The 15,399-nt window shown below is 71.2% G+C and carries 12 protein-coding genes; 9 read left to right on the top strand and 3 right to left on the bottom strand.

Features of this window, described 5'->3' with window-relative positions; all coding sequences use genetic code 11:
* Positions 1-7 precede the first annotated feature (7 nt).
* Positions 8-331 carry a hypothetical protein gene (locus CSIV_RS16000; protein WP_077052321.1) on the bottom strand — a complete coding sequence of 108 codons (324 nt, stop codon included), beginning with the start codon at positions 329-331 and terminating at the stop codon, positions 8-10.
* A 55-nt stretch (positions 332-386) separates the two neighbouring features.
* Here CSIV_RS16000 and CSIV_RS15995 point away from each other — a divergent pair, with 55 nt between their 5' ends.
* A complete protein-coding gene (locus tag CSIV_RS15995; RefSeq protein WP_077052320.1) occupies positions 387-1,682 on the top strand; it encodes a chloride channel protein in 1,296 nt (431 codons plus the stop codon).
* A gap of 78 nt (positions 1,683-1,760) precedes the next feature.
* Here the strand turns inward: CSIV_RS15995 and aceB are convergent, their stop codons facing one another.
* On the bottom strand, positions 1,761-3,419 hold the full coding sequence (gene aceB / locus CSIV_RS15990) for a malate synthase A (protein ID WP_077052319.1): 1,659 nt from the start codon (positions 3,417-3,419) through the stop codon (positions 1,761-1,763).
* A gap of 132 nt (positions 3,420-3,551) precedes the next feature.
* Positions 3,552-4,868: an isocitrate lyase gene (gene aceA / locus CSIV_RS15985; RefSeq protein WP_077052716.1), complete on the bottom strand. Its 1,317-nt coding sequence runs from the start codon at positions 4,866-4,868 to the stop codon at positions 3,552-3,554.
* A 127-nt stretch (positions 4,869-4,995) separates the two neighbouring features.
* On the opposite strand from aceA, the gene CSIV_RS15980 reads away from it, so the two are divergent.
* From CSIV_RS15980 to CSIV_RS15945, 8 genes are all read left to right on the top strand, one after another.
* Positions 4,996-6,471 (top strand): helix-turn-helix transcriptional regulator, encoded by a 1,476-nt coding sequence (locus CSIV_RS15980; protein WP_077052318.1) that lies wholly within the window; start codon positions 4,996-4,998, stop codon positions 6,469-6,471.
* Between the two features lie 262 nt (positions 6,472-6,733).
* Positions 6,734-8,332, top strand: coding sequence for a glucoamylase family protein (locus tag CSIV_RS15975; protein WP_077052317.1), 1,599 nt, complete (start codon positions 6,734-6,736; stop codon positions 8,330-8,332).
* 66 nt (positions 8,333-8,398) lie between these two features.
* On the top strand, positions 8,399-9,004 hold the full coding sequence (locus CSIV_RS15970; protein ID WP_077052316.1) for a TetR/AcrR family transcriptional regulator: 606 nt from the start codon (positions 8,399-8,401) through the stop codon (positions 9,002-9,004).
* Between the two features lie 227 nt (positions 9,005-9,231).
* Complete coding sequence (locus tag CSIV_RS15965; protein ID WP_077052315.1) at positions 9,232-10,494, top strand: extracellular solute-binding protein; 1,263 nt, start codon at positions 9,232-9,234, stop codon at positions 10,492-10,494.
* A gap of 4 nt (positions 10,495-10,498) precedes the next feature.
* Complete coding sequence (locus tag CSIV_RS15960) at positions 10,499-11,446, top strand: carbohydrate ABC transporter permease (RefSeq protein WP_077052314.1); 948 nt, start codon at positions 10,499-10,501, stop codon at positions 11,444-11,446.
* A gap of 11 nt (positions 11,447-11,457) precedes the next feature.
* On the top strand, positions 11,458-12,357 hold the full coding sequence (locus CSIV_RS15955; RefSeq protein ID WP_175627635.1) for a carbohydrate ABC transporter permease: 900 nt from the start codon (positions 11,458-11,460) through the stop codon (positions 12,355-12,357).
* A gap of 23 nt (positions 12,358-12,380) precedes the next feature.
* On the top strand, positions 12,381-14,261 hold the full coding sequence (locus CSIV_RS15950; protein ID WP_077052313.1) for a glycoside hydrolase family 3 protein: 1,881 nt from the start codon (positions 12,381-12,383) through the stop codon (positions 14,259-14,261).
* The gene (locus tag CSIV_RS15945) at positions 14,258-15,391 is read left to right on the top strand and encodes a LacI family DNA-binding transcriptional regulator (protein ID WP_077052312.1); all 1,134 of its coding nucleotides are present in this window, start codon (positions 14,258-14,260) and stop codon (positions 15,389-15,391) included. The genes CSIV_RS15950 and CSIV_RS15945 overlap by 4 nt, the downstream gene beginning before the upstream one ends.
* The last annotated feature ends 8 nt before the right edge of the window (positions 15,392-15,399 follow it).

The following is a 15,399-nucleotide window of genomic DNA, read 5'->3' as shown; positions in this document are numbered from 1 at the left end:
CGAAGGGTTACACGGCGGAGCTGAAGAACACCCACACGACGGGGAGGACGAGGACGGCCCCGAGGGCCGTGCCGATGATCGAGAGGACCGGGTTCCGTTGCCGCCGGACGCGCAGGACGATCCCGACGATTCCGACGACGAGGGCGACGAGCCCGAGGAAGCCCATGATCGGCAGGAGCACGACACCGAGCCACCAGATCGCGTTCATGCCGGGGGCGAGCCCGATCAGGAAGATCATCAGCGCCGGCAGCAGGATGAACGCGGCGAGGATGATCGCGACGATGCCGAAGCCGTCGCTGGCGCGCCGGCCGGCCGGGGAGACAGAGGCCATGCGGTCACGCTAGCGCGTGGCGGGTGGGCTGTCGCCGGTGCGTTAGCGTGGCGTCGTGACAGCAGAGGCCCCGGAACGCACGCGCGTGCATCGTCGGGGGCTCGGCATCCTGCTCCGTCTGGGGCTGGCGACCGCGATCGTCGGGGTGGCCACGGGGCTCGCCGTGCTGCTGCTGGTCTGGATCGTCCACACCGTCGAGCACCTCGTCTGGGGCCACGAAGAAGGGCCGTTCCTCGACGGCCTGGCGTCCCCGGCGGTGTGGTGGCTGCCGATCGTGACCGTGGGCGGCGCGGGTGTCGTCGCCGCCGTCGGCTGGTACCTGCTGCGCCGATTCGGCCGGAAGATCGCCGCCGTCGAACAGGGTGTCGCCGGCGCGCACATGCCCTGGTGGGAGACGCTCGCCGACACCGTCATCCAGGTCACGTCGGTCGCCCTCGGCGCCTCGATCGGCAAGGAGGTCGCCCCGCGCGAACTCTCCGCGATGGCCGGGTCGAAGATCGTGCGCTGGTTCCGCCTCGACGCGCGCTGGGGGCGCATCCTCATCGCCGCGGCCGCGGGCGCCGGTCTCGCGGCGGTGTACAACGTGCCGCTCGGCGGCGCGCTGTTCGCGATCGAGATCCTGCTCGCGCAGTTCAGCGTCGGCGCGGCCGTCGTCGCCCTCTCGGTCAGCGCGATCGCCACGCTCGTGGCACGCCCGCTGGTGGGGGACGACTCGCTGTACCACGTGGCATCCATCGACGTGAACGCGTCGCTCATCGTGGCGGCGATCCTCATCGGACCGCTCATGGGGTGGGGCGCCACGAGCTTCGGGGCCGTGACGTCGCTCCTGGCGAAGGTGCGGCCGACGGGGTGGAAGCTGCTCGTCGCGCTGCCCGTGACCTTCACGGCGGTCGGCGCGCTCGGCGCGGTCTTCCCGCTGATCCTCGGCAACGGTCGCGCGCTCGCGACGGCGGGTTTCGATCTCACGCAGCCCGCGCTGCTCCTGCTCGCCCTGGCCGCGCTGAAGTACGTCGCGACGGTCGTGTCGCTCGGCTCCGGAGCCGTCGGCGGCACGCTCCAGCCGTCGGTCGCGATCGGCGCGAGCCTCGGCGCTGCGGCCGCCGCGGCGTGGGCGCTCGTCTGGCCGGGTGCGGATGCCACGGGCCTGGCGATCGTGGCAGCCGCGGCGTTCCTCGCGTCGAACATGCGCGCGCCGTTCACCGCGATCGTGCTCGTGATCGAGTTCACCGCGACCGGCTTCGACCTGCTGCTGCCGATCTTCCTCGCCGTCGCCGGGTCGCTCGCCGCCGCGCGGCTGACCTCGCGCGCGAGCCTGCGCCGCTTCGCCCCGCGCGATCCCGGGCGCGAGTAGCGCCGGGACCCTCGGTGCGGCCGGCGATTCCGGACGCCACGACGGGCCGGAGCCGAGGCCCCGGCCCGTCGTGTGCCGTCAGTCGAGGTACTTCGCGTACGCCGGCAGGGTGAGGAACGCGGGGAACTCCTCGCGCAGCGCCACCTCGCGGAACACCTCGGCGGCGTCGTCGAAACGGTCGCCCTCGAAGCGGGTCGTGTCGGCGAGCACGTCTCCGAGCACCCCCTCGACGTACTCGCGGGTGATGCGGGTGCCGTCGGCGGTGGAGCGGTCCTGGTGGATCCACTGCCAGATCTGCGAGCGCGAGATCTCGGCGGTGGCGGCGTCCTCCATGAGGTCGTCGATCGCGACGGCCCCGAGGCCCCGCAGCCACGCCTCGATGTAGCGGATCGCCACCGCCACGTTGCCGCGCACCCCGCCCGCGGTGATCGGCAGGCCGATCCGCAGGTCGAGCAGCTGCTCGGGCCGCACCTCGACGTCCTCGCGCAGCCGGTCGAGCTGGTTCTCGTGCTCGCCGAGCACGGCGTCGAACTCTGCGCGGGCCACCGGGATCAGGTCGGGGTGGGCCACCCACGTGCCGTCGAAACCGTCGCCGGCCTCGCGCCGCTTGTCGGCGGCGACCTTCTCGAACGCCGCCTCGGTCACCTCGGGCTTGCGGCGGTTGGGGATGAAGGCGCTCATGCCGCCGATCGCGTACGCCCCGCGCTTGTGGCACGTGCGCACGAGCAGCTCGGTGTACGCCCGCATGAACGGCACCGTCATCGTCACCTCGCTCCGGTCGGGGAGCACGAACCGCGCCCCGCGACCGCGGTAGGTCTTGATGATCGAGAAGATGTAGTCCCACCGGCCGGCGTTGAGGCCCGCGCAGTGGTCGCGGAGGGCGAAGAGGATCTCCTCCATCTCGAACGCCGCGGGGAGCGTCTCGATGAGGACCGTCGCGCGGATCGTGCCGTGGGCGAGGCCCAGGCGCTCCTCGGTGAACGAGAACACGTCGTCCCACAGCCGCGCCTCGTCGGCGGACTCGATCTTCGGCAGGTAGAAGTACGGCCCGCGCCCCGCCGCGATCAGCGCGTGCGCGTTGTGGAAGACGTACAGCCCGTAGTCCACGAGAGAGCCGGATGCCGGCAGCTCGCGGCCCGCGCGGTCGATCACGGTGATGTGCTTCTCGGGCAGGTGCCAGCCGCGCGGGCGCATCACGATCGTGGGCGTGCGCTCGGCGGTGACGCGGTACTCCTTGCCCTCGGGGCTCGTGAAGCTGAGCTGCCCGCGGATCGCGTCGAACAGCGAGAGCTGGCCCCCGATGACGTTGCGCCACGTGGGGGAGGTGGCATCCTCCTGGTCGGCCAGCCACACCCGCGCGCCGGAGTTCAGCGCGTTGATCGTCATCTTCGGGTCGGTCGGGCCCGTGATCTCGACGCGGCGGTCCTCGAGGCCCGGGCCGGCGCCGGCGACGCGCCACGACGGGTCTTCGCGGATGTGCGCCGTCTCGGACCGGAAGTGCGGGTCGTCGCCGTTTCCGATCTCGAAGCGGCGGCGTTCGCGCGCGGCGAGCCGGTCGTGACGGCGACGGCCGAAGCGGTCGTGCAGTTCGGTGAGGAAGGCGAGGGCGGCGGGGGTCAGGATCTCCCGGTCGCGGCCCTCGAGCGGACGATGGATCCGCAGGTGCGGAACGGGGGTGGATGCCGTGGGCTCGGGGCCGCGGCGGTCGGTGGTGGGAGGGGGTTCGATGAGGGTCATGATGAGCTCTTTCGGTCTGTATCGCGGCTGGCCCCGGGGAGCATGTCCCCAAAGTGGTCGCTCAGGCGGCGCCGAAGTGACCACAAATGGGACATGATCTGCGAAAAGGGGGACGAGGTTCGCGAGAAGGGGTCAGTGGAACTGCGCGGTCTCGGTGGAGCCGGCGAGGGCGAGCGTGGCGCTGTCGGGGTTGAGCGCGGTCGAGACGACGTCGAAGTAGCCGGTGCCGGCCTCGCGCTGGTGGCGCGTGGCGGTGTACCCGTTCGCTTCGGCGGCGAACTCGGCCTCCTGCAGCTCGACGTACGCGCTCATGGCGCGTTCGGCGTAGCCGCGGGCGAGGTCGAACATCGAGTGGTTCACGGCGTGGAAGCCGGCCAGCGTGATGAACTGGAAGGCGTAGCCGAGGGCGGCCAGGTCGGCCTGGAACGTGGCGATCTGCTCGTCGTCGAGGTGGCGCTTCCAGTTGAAGCTCGGCGAGCAGTTGTAGGCGAGGAGCTTGCCCGGGTAGCGGGCGTGGATCGCCTCGGCGAAGGCGCGGGCGAGCTCGATGTCGGGCTCTCCCGTCTCGACCCAGATGAGGTCGGCGTAGGGGGCGAAGGCAAGGCCGCGCGAGATGACGGCATCCAGGCCGGGGCGCACCCGGTAGAAGCCCTCGCTCGTGCGCTCGCCGGTGAGGAACTCCGCGTCGCGCGGGTCGACGTCGCTCGTGAGCAGGTCGGCCGCCAGGGCGTCGGTGCGCGCGATGATCACCGTCGGGACTCCCGCGACGTCGGCCGCGAGACGGGCGGCGTTGAGGGTTCGGATGTGCTGCTGGGTGGGGACGAGCACCTTGCCGCCGAGGTGGCCGCACTTCTTCTCGCTCGCGAGCTGGTCCTCCCAGTGGATGCCGGCGGCCCCCGCCTGGATCAGCGACTGCGCCAGTTCGTAGGCGTTGAGCGGGCCGCCGAAGCCGGCCTCGGCGTCGGCGACGATCGGGGCGAGCCAGTCCTGCGTGATCTCGCCCTCGGCGCGCTCGATCTGGTCCTGCCGCAGCAGCGCGTTGTTGATGCGGCGCACCACGGCGGGCACGGAGTTGGCGGGGTACAGGCTCTGGTCGGGGTAGGTCTGTCCCGCGAGGTTGCCGTCGGCGGCGACCTGCCAGCCCGAGAGGTAGATCGCCTTCAGGCCCGCGCGCACCTGCTGCACGGCCTGGCCGCCGGTGTAGGCGCCGAGGGCCCGGATGTACTCCTCGGTGTGGAGGAGGTTCCAGAGGTTCTCCGCGCCGCGGCGGGCGAGCGTGGATTCCTCGCGGACGCTGCCGCGGAGTCGGACGACGTCTTCGGCCGAGTACGTGCGCTCGATGCCGTCCCACCGCGGGTCGTTCTCCCACGCGGCGCGGATCTCATCGGCGGTCTCGGTCTGGTCGCCGGGGCGCAGGGGCGGCTGGGCGGGGGTGGCCTGGATCGTCATGTCGTCCTCCTTCGGGTACCGGGCATCGGTGCCCGTGGAGACCACTGTCGGCGAAGAATCACCGCCGGAACCAAGAAACCCGCTGTGAAGTTTTGTCGTTCTTCTGTTTCGGTGAGATCATCCCGACATGGACACCGGAGTCTCCCTGACCGCGGCCTCCGCGGCATCCGACGATGAGAGCGTGGACACGCTCACGATCGGCAAACGCATCCGCCAGCTGCGCACGGCGCGCGGGATGACGCTGGACGAACTCGCCGCGGCGGTCGGCCGCGCGCCCAGTCAGATGTCGATGATCGAGACAGGTCGCCGCGAAGCGAAGCTCACCCTCCTGCAGGCGATCGCCCGCGCCCTCGGCACCGGTCTCGACGCCCTGCTGGATGCCGAGCCCCTCGATGAGCGCGCATCGCTGGAGATCGCGGTCGAGCGCGCCATGCGCGGGTCGACGTTCCAGGCGCTCGGCATCACGCCGTTCCGCGTCGGCAAGACCGTGCCGGACGAGGCGATCGCCGCGATGCTCGCCCTGCAGGCCGAGATCGAACGGCTCCGTGACGAGCGGTCCGCCACCCCGGAGGAGGCGCGACGGGCGAACGTCGCGCTCCGCCGCCTCATGCGCACGCAGGACAACCACTTCCCGGAGCTCGAGCGCACGGCATCCGAGATCCTCGCCGCCGTCGACCACCCCGGCGGCCCGCTCACCCAGCGGGCGGCCAGCGACATCGCGGCTTACCTGGGCTTCTCGCTGCACTACGTGCCCGACCTGCCGCAGACCACGCGCAGCATCGCCGATGTGAAGAACGGGCGGTTGTACCTGTCGACGCGGGTGGCGAAGGGCGACCCGCGTGCGTCGGTGCTGCAGGCGCTGTCGAGCCGCATGCTCGGGCACACCGAGCCCAAGAGCTACGGCGAGTTCCTGCGCCAGCGCGTCGAGACGAACTACCTCGCCGGTGCCCTCCTCATCCCCGAGGCGCACGCGGTGGCGGCGCTGACGGAGGCCAAGGCCCGCCGCGCGCTCAGCATCGAGGACCTGCGCGACACGTATTCGGTGTCGTACGAGACGGCCGCGCACCGCTTCACCAACCTCGCGACGGTGCATCTCGGCATCCCCGTGCACTTCCTCAAGGTGCACGAGTCGGGGACGATCACGAAGGCCTACGAGAACGACGACGTGAACTTCCCCACCGACCGGCTCGGATCGATCGAGGGGCAGATGTGCTGCCGCCGGTGGACGAGCCGCGTTGTCTTCGACGAGGACGACCGCTTCAACCCCTACTACCAGTACACCGACACCGGCAACGGCACGTACTGGTGCACGGCCCGCGTCGAGCAGTCGAGCGAGGGGGCGCACTCGGTGAGCGTGGGGGTGCGCTTCGACGACACGAAGTGGTTCCGCGGGCGCGACACCCCCAACCGCGGCGTCTCGCGCCACGCGGTCGAGGTGTGCTGCCGGCGTCCGCCCGCCGACCTCGAGGTCGCGTGGCGCGACAACGCCTGGCCCAACGTGCGGACCCCCCGCACGCTCCTGGCGACCCTCCCGACCGGGGCGTTCCCCGGCGTCGACACGACCGAGGTGTACGAGTTCCTGGAGGCCCACGCCCCGAAGTGACGGACCGCGTCTCCACGGCGCGGCGCCCAGTGCACACGTTCGGGTCGAACGCACACGCACGGGACGCCCGGAACGTGTGCGCTCGACCCGAACGTATGTGCTCGCGGGGTGCGCGGCGTGCGCGCGGTGCGCGGGTCGGACGGCGCGGGGCGGCGAGGGGCGGGGCGCACGGAGCAACGGGTTGCGAAAAAACCGCACACATGTAAGGTTTTGGGCACCGAGCTCCGTCCCCCCGGAGCGCTTTCGATGAGGAGAGCCCGTCATGAAGCACACCCGCTTGGCATCCACCGCGATCGCGAGTCTCGTCGTGGGTGGTCTGTTCGCCGCCGGTCCCGCGACCGCCGCCCCGCCGGGGCCGCCCCCGCACGCCGGAGCACCGATCGGTGCGGGAACCGGACCCGGCGCCCGCGAGCTGCTGCGCTACGCCCAGGACACCTGGACGTCGATGGCCGCCATGGCGCACGCCGACACCGGACTCCCCGACGACAACATCGGGGGAGACCTGGATGCCGCCACGGCCTCCGGCTACACCTCGCCGACGAACATCGGCGGGTACCTGTGGTCGACCGTGACCGCGCGAGACCTCGGCATCATCGGCGCCGACGAGGCTCGCGAACGTCTCACCGCGACCGTCTCGACCCTCGAGCGCATGGAGCGCAACGACGGCAGCGGCATGTACTACAACTGGTACGCCCCCGACACCGGCGCGAAGCTGGAGATCTTCCCGACCTCGGGCGAGGTCATCCACCCGTTCCTCAGCACCGTGGACAACGGGTGGCTCGCCGCGGCGCTCCGCATCGTCCGCGAGGCCGAGCCGACGCTCGCCGACCGCGCCGACGCGCTGTACGAGTCGATGGACTTCTCGGCGTTCTTCGACCCGGCCGGGGCGCCGGGACTCCCGGCGGGCACCAACCGCGGCGGATTCTGGGAGGAGCCCCCGGGCGACGGCTGCGCGATCAAGGCGCCGATGTACAACGGCAGCGGCGCGCAGGCGTTCTACACCTGCCACCACTACGACACCACGGTGAGCGAGAGCCGCATCGCGACGTATCTCGGCATCGCGCAGGGCGGCATCCCGGCGACGGCCCTGTACGGCACGCACCGGACCATGCCCGCGGGCTGCGACTGGGCCTGGCAGGAGCAGCTGCCCACCGGGCAGACGCGGACCTACGACGGCATCGACGTGTACGAGGGCGTGTACTCCTCAGGTGGCATGTCGTTCGTGCCGAGCTGGGGCGGCAGCATGTTCGAGTCGCTCATGCCCGACCTCCTCGTGCCCGAGGCCGAGTGGGGGCCGCGCTCGTGGGCGCTGAACCACCCGATCACGGTCGCGGTCCAGAAGCGGCACGGCCTCGATGAGGCCGGCTACGGCTACTGGGGCTTCTCGCCGGCCAGCAACCCGTTCGGCGGCTACAGCGAGTACGGCGTCGACATCGCCGGCATCCGCTCGGACGGATACACCTCGGATGCCGAGAAGACCGACGTCGACATCGACCGCCCCGGCTGCACCACCGGAACCAACCCCGACCCGACCTTCGGCGACGGCGTGGTGACGCCGCACGCGGCCTTCCTGGCCCTCCCGTACGACCGCCCGGGCGTGCTCAAGAACCTCCGCGGCATCGAGAAGAAGCTCGGCGCTTACGGCCCCGGCGGCTTCTACGACGCCGTTGCGGTGAAGAGCGACACGATCGCGAAGCGGTACCTGTCGCTGGATCAGTCGATGATCCTGGCCGCGATCGGCAACGCCCTGACCGGCGACACCCTCAAGGACTACTTCGTCGACGACGAGCTCGAGCAGCGGTTGCGTCCCGCGATGGAGCAGCAGGTGTTCGGCTCGTCCTGGGGCACGCGCCGCCACTGACCGACTGCCCGACCGATGCCCGGTACCCTCACGGGACCGGGCATCGGTGTGTGCGGGAGGAGACGGATGACGGACGAGGGGATGCCGCGCGCCCCGCGGGGGAGCTACCCGAAGGGGCTCCAGCGCCGCCAGCGGATCGTCGACGAGGCCATGGTCGTCTTCGCGCGGTCGGGAGTGACGAGCGGATCGCTGCGCGAGGTCGCCAAGCGCGTCGGGTTGACCCCCGCCGGGCTCCTGCACCACTTCGCAACGAAGGAGGAGCTGTTCGCCGAGGTGCTGCGCCAGCGCGACGAGCGCGTCCGGGCCGCGGCCGGCGACCCCGCGGAGCACACCCTCGTCGAGCAGATGGGCAAGGTGGTCGCCCACAACGCCACCGCCCGCGGCCTCACCGCGCTCTACACCGTGGTCGTCGCCGAGGCGAGCGACCCCGATCATCCCTCGCACACCGCGTTCGCCTCCCGCTACCGCGACAGTGCCCGGCGCGCCGCCGAGCTCCTGCGCGCGGGGCAGGCTGCGGGGGAGGTGCGGCCCGACATCGACCCCGATCGCGCCGCCCGTCTCCTCGGCGCCGTCATGGACGGGCTGCAGCAGCAGTGGCTCCTCGACGATTCGGTCGACATGCCCGCGCACTTCGCCGAGTTCGTACGCGGGTACCTCCAGCCGCCTGCCTGAGGCCCCCCGCATCCCGGTCTCGTCTGTCCTCGTCGCCGAGCGCTCACGATCCGGCCGAGCGCACACGATCCGGCCGAGCGCACACGTTCTGGTCGACCACAGCGTGTGCGTTCGACCGGATCGCGTGATCTGGACGGGAAGAGGGCGGTTGCCGTGGCGTGAGTTATGCGCTTAAACTGTGCGAGACACCGCGTCCGACGACGGGCGCCCGTTCGAGGAGGAACACGATGAGAATGACCCGATGGGGCGCCGTCGCCGTTGTCGCGGCGGCCGCGATCGCGCTGACCGGGTGCGGACGCACCTCCGATTCCGGCCCCGGTGCCGCCGAGGCCTCCACGATCGGTGACGCCAAGGCCGACGGCACGCTCACGATGTGGGCGATGGGTGCCGAGGGCGAGGCGCTGCCGGCTTTCGTGAAGCAGTTCGAGGAGGCCAACCCGGGCGTCACCGTCGAGGTCACCCCGGTGCCGTGGGATGCCGCGTACAGCAAGTTCCAGACCGCGATCGCGGGCGGCAACACCCCCGACCTCGCGATGGTCGGCTCCACTTGGATGGCCGATTTCGGCGACGCGCTGCAGACGGTTCCCACGGACCTCTCCACCGACGGCATCTTCCCCGGCGCGATCGACTCGACGATGATCGACGACCGCGCGACCGGCGTGCCGTGGTACGTCGACACCCGCGTGCTCTACTACCGCACCGACATCGCCGCGCAGGCGGGCTGGAACGAGGCGCCCACCACGTGGGACGAGCTGAAGCAGATGGCCGCCGACATGCAGGCCAAGGGCGGCGCCCAGTACGGCATGCGCCTGCCGGCTGGCAACGACTCCTTCCAGGGCAACCTGTGGATGCCGTGGTCCAACGGTGCGGAGCTGGAGAACGGTTCGGAGTGGACCCTCGACACCCCCGAGACCGTCGAGGCGCTCGAGTACTACCAGAGCTTCTACACCGACGGCATCGCCAACCCCGCGGCCGATCGCTCGGCCGGAGCGCAGGAGGCGGACTTCGTCTCGGGCGCAACCCCCATGCTGATCGACGGCCCGTTCCTCATCGGACAGCTCGAGGAGCTCGGCGGCGCGGGCTTCAGCGACAAATTCGCCACCGCGGTGCTGCCGACGAAGGAGTCGTCCACGTCGTTCAGCGGCGGGGCGAACCTCGCCGTGTTCGACACCTCCGACAACGCCGCCAGCGCGTGGAAGCTCGTCCAGTGGCTGACCCAGCCCGACACCCAGGCCGCGTGGTACGAGGCGACCGGAGACCTGCCCTCGGTGCAGGACGCCTGGAAGTCCGACGCCCTGGCCTCGTCGAAGACCCTCGCGGCCTTCGGCACGCAGCTGGAGACCGCCAAGTCGGTTCCGGCCACCACCACGTGGGTGCAGGTCGCCGCGGCCGGTGACGCGATGCTGGAGAAGATCCGCCTCGGACAGCAGAGCCCGGCCGACGGTCTCAAGGAGCTCCAGGCCACCGCCGACCAGCTGGGCCTGGGCTGAGATCATGACGCACGCAGTCGTGGGCGCGACCGGACGGGTTCCGGCCCCCGGTCGCGCCCGCGCCGGCGGGGCATCGAGCCGCCGCCGGCGCCAGGGATGGGTCGCCTGGGGCTTCGCCCTGCCGTTCGTCGCGGTCTTCGCGGTGTTCATGGTCGTGCCGATCGTGGGCTCCTTCGCGATGTCGTTCACCGACTTCCGGGCGCGCGACATCCGTTCGCCGTTCGCGGTGAACTTCGTCGGGCTCGACCAGTACCTCGCGGTGCTGGGCGATCCGGTGTTCCTCACCTCGCTGGGCGTGACCGCGACGTTCGTGATCGTCGGCATCCCGGTGACCATGGCCGTCGCCCTCGCGCTCGCGCTGGCGCTGAACTCCAGCGGCGGACGCATCGTGTCGGTCCTGCGCGTGGGTTTCTACGCCCCCGTCGTGACGAGCATCGTCGCGGTGGCGGTCGTGTGGCGCTACATCCTGCAGCCCGAGGGGCTGTTGAACTCGGCGCTCGCGATCATCGGCATCCAGGGGCCCGATTGGCTCAACGACACCCGCACCGCGCTTCCGTCGCTCATCGCGATGGCGGTGTGGCGCAACGTCGGAACGCTCATGGTGATCTTCCTCGCGGGCCTCCAGGCGATCCCCACCGACGTCAAGGAGGCCGCCCTCATGGACGGCGCGTCGTCGTGGCGGCGTCTGACCTCGGTCACCCTCCCGCTGCTGCGTCCGACGCTGCTGCTGGGGGCCGTGCTCATCTCGGTCGGGTTCCTGCAGTTCTTCGAGGAGGCCTTCGTGATGACCCAGGGCGGCCCGCTCAACTCCACCCTCTCGGTGGCCTATTACACGTTCAAGCAGTTCGGCTTCGGGCAGTACGGCACGGCATCCGCCGCCAGCTACCTGCTGTTCCTAGCGATCGCGCTGCTCAGCCTGCTGCAGTTCCGTCTGCTGCGTTCGAAGGATTGAGGGAGGATGCCATGACGCTCACCGCCCCCGCGGCCCCCGTGGCCGCCGCCGAGACGCCGCCCGCTCCGCGCCGGCGCCGTCGCGCCGAGAACCGACTGACGCCGGGCCGCGCGCTCACCCTCACCGTGCTCGTGATCGGGCTGCTGGTGTGGATGCTGCCCTTCGCGTGGATGCTGCTGGGCTCGGTGAAGACCCAGCGCGAGATCCTGCAGCGGCCGCCGACGTGGTGGCCCGAGCAGTTCACGTGGGAGAACTTCGCCACGTGGTTCGGGCAGCTGAACTTCGGCCAGTTCTTCGGCAACAGCCTGTTCGTGGCCCTGGTCACCGTGGTCGGCAACCTCGTGTTCTGCTCGATGGTCGGGTACGCGCTGGCGAAGATGGACTTCCCCGGCAAGAAGGCCCTGTTCGTCGTGGTGATGGTGACGCTCATGGTCCCGGGCGTCGTCACCTTCGTGCCCCTGTTCGTGATGGTGTCCTCGCTCGGCCTCGTCGACACCTACGCGGCGCTGATCCTGCCGTTCGTCACGACGCCGTTGGGCGTCTTCCTCATGCGGCAGTTCATGCTCGGCATCCCCGATCCGCTGCTCGAGGCCGCGCGCATCGACGGGGCGGGGGAGCTGCGGATCTTCGCCCGCATCGTGATGCCCCTGTGCGGGCCGCCGCTGGCGACCCTCGGCATCCTGACGTTCCTGGCGTCGTGGAACAACTTCCTGTGGCCGCTGGTGGCGGCGCAGACCGAGGGGAAATACACCCTCCCCGTCGCGCTGTCGCTGTACTCCACCGGACAGAACGCCACCGATTACGGTCTGCTGCTCGCGGGTTCGGTGCTGGTGATCGCGCCGATCATCCTGCTGTTCGTCTTCCTGCAGCGCTACTTCATCCAGGGCATCGCCTCGACCGGCTTGAAGTGACCCGAGCCCTCGAAAGGACTCCCATGACCTCCCCCCGATTCCTCACCGCGCCCGACGGCACCCGTTTCCGCGACCTCAACGGCAACGGCGTGATGGACCCCTACGAAGATCCGCGCCGCAGCACCGAGGAGCGCACCGAGGATCTGCTCGGGCGGCTCAGCCTCGAGGAGAAGTGCGGCCTCATGTTCCAGACGGTCATCGAGGTGGGCGAGGACGGCGAGCTGCTCGAGGCCCCCGGCCGGATCTCGAAGTCGCCGACGACCGCCGTCGTCGTCGGCAAGAACATGACGCACTTCAACGTGCACGCGATCCGCACGGCCCGGCAGGCGGCGACCTGGAACAACGCGCTCCAGGCGCTGGCCGAGACGACGCCGCACGGCATCCCCGTCACGATCAGCACCGATCCGCGCCACGCATTCGTGGAGAACACCGGGGTGGGGTTCGCGGCGGGCCCGTTCTCGCAGTGGCCCGAGGGTCTCGGGCTCGCGGCCCTCGACGACGTCGAGACCGTGCGCGAGTTCGCCGACGTCGCGCGGCGCGAGTACGTCGCCGTCGGCATCCGCGCCGCCCTGCACCCGCAGATCGACCTCGCCACCGAGCCGCGGTGGGGCCGTCAGGCGCAGACCCTCGGACAGGATGCCGCGCGTGTCGCGGAGTTCACCGCCGCCTACCTCCGCGGGTTCCAGGGCGAGGAGCTCGGGCCCGACAGCGTCGCGTGCACGACGAAGCACTTCCCGGGCGGAGGGCCGCAGCAGGGCGGCGAGGACGCGCACTTCCCGTACGGTCGCGAGCAGGTCTACCCCGGCGGGATGTTCGACTACCACCTCGAGCCCTTCCGGGAGGCGATCCGGCGCGGCACCGCGGGGATGATGCCGTACTACGGCATGCCGGTCGGCCTCGAGGTCGACGGTCAGCCGATCGAAGAGGTCGGCTTCGGCTACAACCGTCAGATCATCACGGGTCTGCTGCGCGAGGAGCTCGGCTACGACGGAGTCGTCGTGACCGACTGGGAGCTCGTCAATGACAACCACGTCGGCGATCAGGTGCTCCCCGCCCGCGCGTGGGGCGTGGAAGAGCTCACGGCGAGCGAGCGCATGGAGAAGATCCTGGATGCCGGCGCCGACCAGTTCGGCGGCGAGGAATGCGTCGAGATGCTCGTGGACCTCGTCCGGGCGGGCCGCGTGTCCGAGGAGCGCATCGACCGGTCCGCGCGGCGTCTCCTGCGGGTGAAGTTCGCCCTGGGCCTGTTCGACGACCCGTACGTCGACGTCGACGCGGCCGAGCGGATCGTCGGCAACGCCGAGTTCCGCGAGCTGGGGGAGCGGGCCCAGGCGCGCTCGCTCACGGTGCTGGTGAACGAGGGCGACGTGCTGCCGCTGCGTCCCACCGGCGCCGTGTACGTCGAGGGCTTCCGCGCCGACGACGTCGCGGAACTCGGGCGCGCGGTGTCTGACCCCGCCGAGGCCGATCTCGCGCTCGTCCGCATCGGTGCGCCCTTCGATCCGCGCGACGACCTGTTCCTCGAGGCGTGGTTCCACCAGGGCTCCCTCCAGTTCGCACCGGGCCTGGTGTACCGGTTGCAGCAGATCGCGGCATCCTGTCCGCTCGTGCTCGTGGTGAACCTCGACCGCCCGGCGATCCTCACCCCGTTCGTCGGACACGCGGCGGCGATCGTGGCGGATTACGGCAGTTCGGCGCGCGCGGTCCTCGACGCCCTGACCGGGCGCGTCGCGCCGCAGGGACGCCTGCCGATCGAGATCCCCCGGTCGATGGATGCCGTCCGCGCGTCGCGCGAGGATGTACCGTCGGACACCGGTGACCCCGTCTTCCCCGTGCACTTCGGGCTGGAGCTCGCGGGGGTGGAGGACTCGGCGGAGCCGATGAGGGGGTACGCGCACCGATGAGCGAAGCGGACGCGGCACGTCGACCGACCGTCTACGACGTGGCCCAGGAGGCCCGGGTGTCGATCGCGTCGGTGTCGTTCGCGTTCCGCCGCCCCGACAAGCTCAGCGACGCGACGCGCGAGCGCGTGCTCGAGGCCGCGCGGCGACTGGGCTATGCGCCCAGCGCCGCAGCCCGCGGCCTCGCGCACGGCCGCACGGGCACGCTCGGCCTGCACGCGTTCGATCTGCTGCTGGAGCGGGCGGATCCGCTCACGCAGACCCCCTCGTTCACGGACCTCGCGATGCCCCGGCTCGACGCCGACGGCGTGATCCCGTGGGCGCAGACCGACGACGACGTCCTGTCGGATCCGCGCGCGTTCCCGCTCTACGTCGACGAGGTGCAGCGCGGATTCGAGCTGGAGTGCTGGGCGCTCGGGCGCCCCGTGATGCTCAGCAGCGGCGCCGGGACCGACGTCTCCGTCGCCGACACCGCGGGCCGCGTCGACGGGTTGGCGATCTTCCCGTCGCCGCAGACCGCCCCGGCCCTGGCCCGGTACGCCCCGACGATCCCGATCGTGCTGTTCAGCGCCGCCCCCGGCGACGATCACCACCACCGCGTGCGCGTCGACAACGCCGGGGGAATGCGGGCCCTCGCCGATCATCTGGTCCGGGAGCACGGCATCCGCGACATCGCCTTCGTCGGACGCCCCGAGGCCTCCGACACGGCCGAGCGACTGATCGGGCTGCAGGACGGCCTCGCCGACCTCGGCCTCCTGCTGCGCCCGCAGGTGGTGGATGCCACCGTCCGAGGCGAGGACGACCTCGTTCCGCAGCTGCGCGCGCTCATCGCCGACGGGCGGATGCCGCAGGCCCTCGTGTGCGCGACCGACCAGCACGCGTTCGCCGTGCTGGACACGCTCGCCGCCGAAGGACTCCGGGTTCCCGACGACGTCGTGGTCACCGGCTTCGACGGCACGCTGGCGGCACGCCTCAGCTCCCCGCCGTTGACCACCGTCCGGCAGCCGATGGAGGCGATGGGCCGCGCCGCCGCGCGCATCCTCGCCGGGGTCGCGGGCCCCGCCGACCGCCCCTTCGACGTGGTGTTCGAGCCTCGGCTCGTGGTGCGCCGCAGCTGCGGCTGCCCCGGCTGAGGCCGGGG

Source organism: Microbacterium sp. CSI-V (genome assembly GCF_001984105.1).
Lineage (GTDB): Bacteria > Actinomycetota > Actinomycetes > Actinomycetales > Microbacteriaceae > Microbacterium.
Note: the sequence above shows the minus strand (reverse complement) of the source record. Positions and strands in the feature narration are given on the sequence as shown.

Excerpts from the sequence above, each read along its gene's own strand:
- CSIV_RS15950 (WP_077052313.1), top strand. The coding sequence starts at position 12,381 with ATGACCTCCCCCCGATTCCTCACCGCGCCCGACGGCACCCGTTTCCGC.
- CSIV_RS16000 (WP_077052321.1), bottom strand. The coding sequence starts at position 331 with ATGGCCTCTGTCTCCCCGGCCGGCCGGCGCGCCAGCGACGGCTTCGGC.
- aceB (WP_077052319.1), bottom strand. The coding sequence starts at position 3,419 with ATGACCCTCATCGAACCCCCTCCCACCACCGACCGCCGCGGCCCCGAG.
- CSIV_RS15980 (WP_077052318.1), top strand. The coding sequence starts at position 4,996 with ATGGACACCGGAGTCTCCCTGACCGCGGCCTCCGCGGCATCCGACGAT.
- CSIV_RS15960 (WP_077052314.1), top strand. The coding sequence starts at position 10,499 with ATGACGCACGCAGTCGTGGGCGCGACCGGACGGGTTCCGGCCCCCGGT.
- CSIV_RS15970 (WP_077052316.1), top strand. The coding sequence starts at position 8,399 with ATGACGGACGAGGGGATGCCGCGCGCCCCGCGGGGGAGCTACCCGAAG.
- CSIV_RS15955 (WP_175627635.1), top strand. The coding sequence starts at position 11,458 with ATGACGCTCACCGCCCCCGCGGCCCCCGTGGCCGCCGCCGAGACGCCG.
- aceA (WP_077052716.1), bottom strand. The coding sequence starts at position 4,868 with ATGACGATCCAGGCCACCCCCGCCCAGCCGCCCCTGCGCCCCGGCGAC.
- CSIV_RS15945 (WP_077052312.1), top strand. The coding sequence starts at position 14,258 with ATGAGCGAAGCGGACGCGGCACGTCGACCGACCGTCTACGACGTGGCC.
- CSIV_RS15975 (WP_077052317.1), top strand. The coding sequence starts at position 6,734 with ATGAAGCACACCCGCTTGGCATCCACCGCGATCGCGAGTCTCGTCGTG.
- CSIV_RS15965 (WP_077052315.1), top strand. The coding sequence starts at position 9,232 with ATGAGAATGACCCGATGGGGCGCCGTCGCCGTTGTCGCGGCGGCCGCG.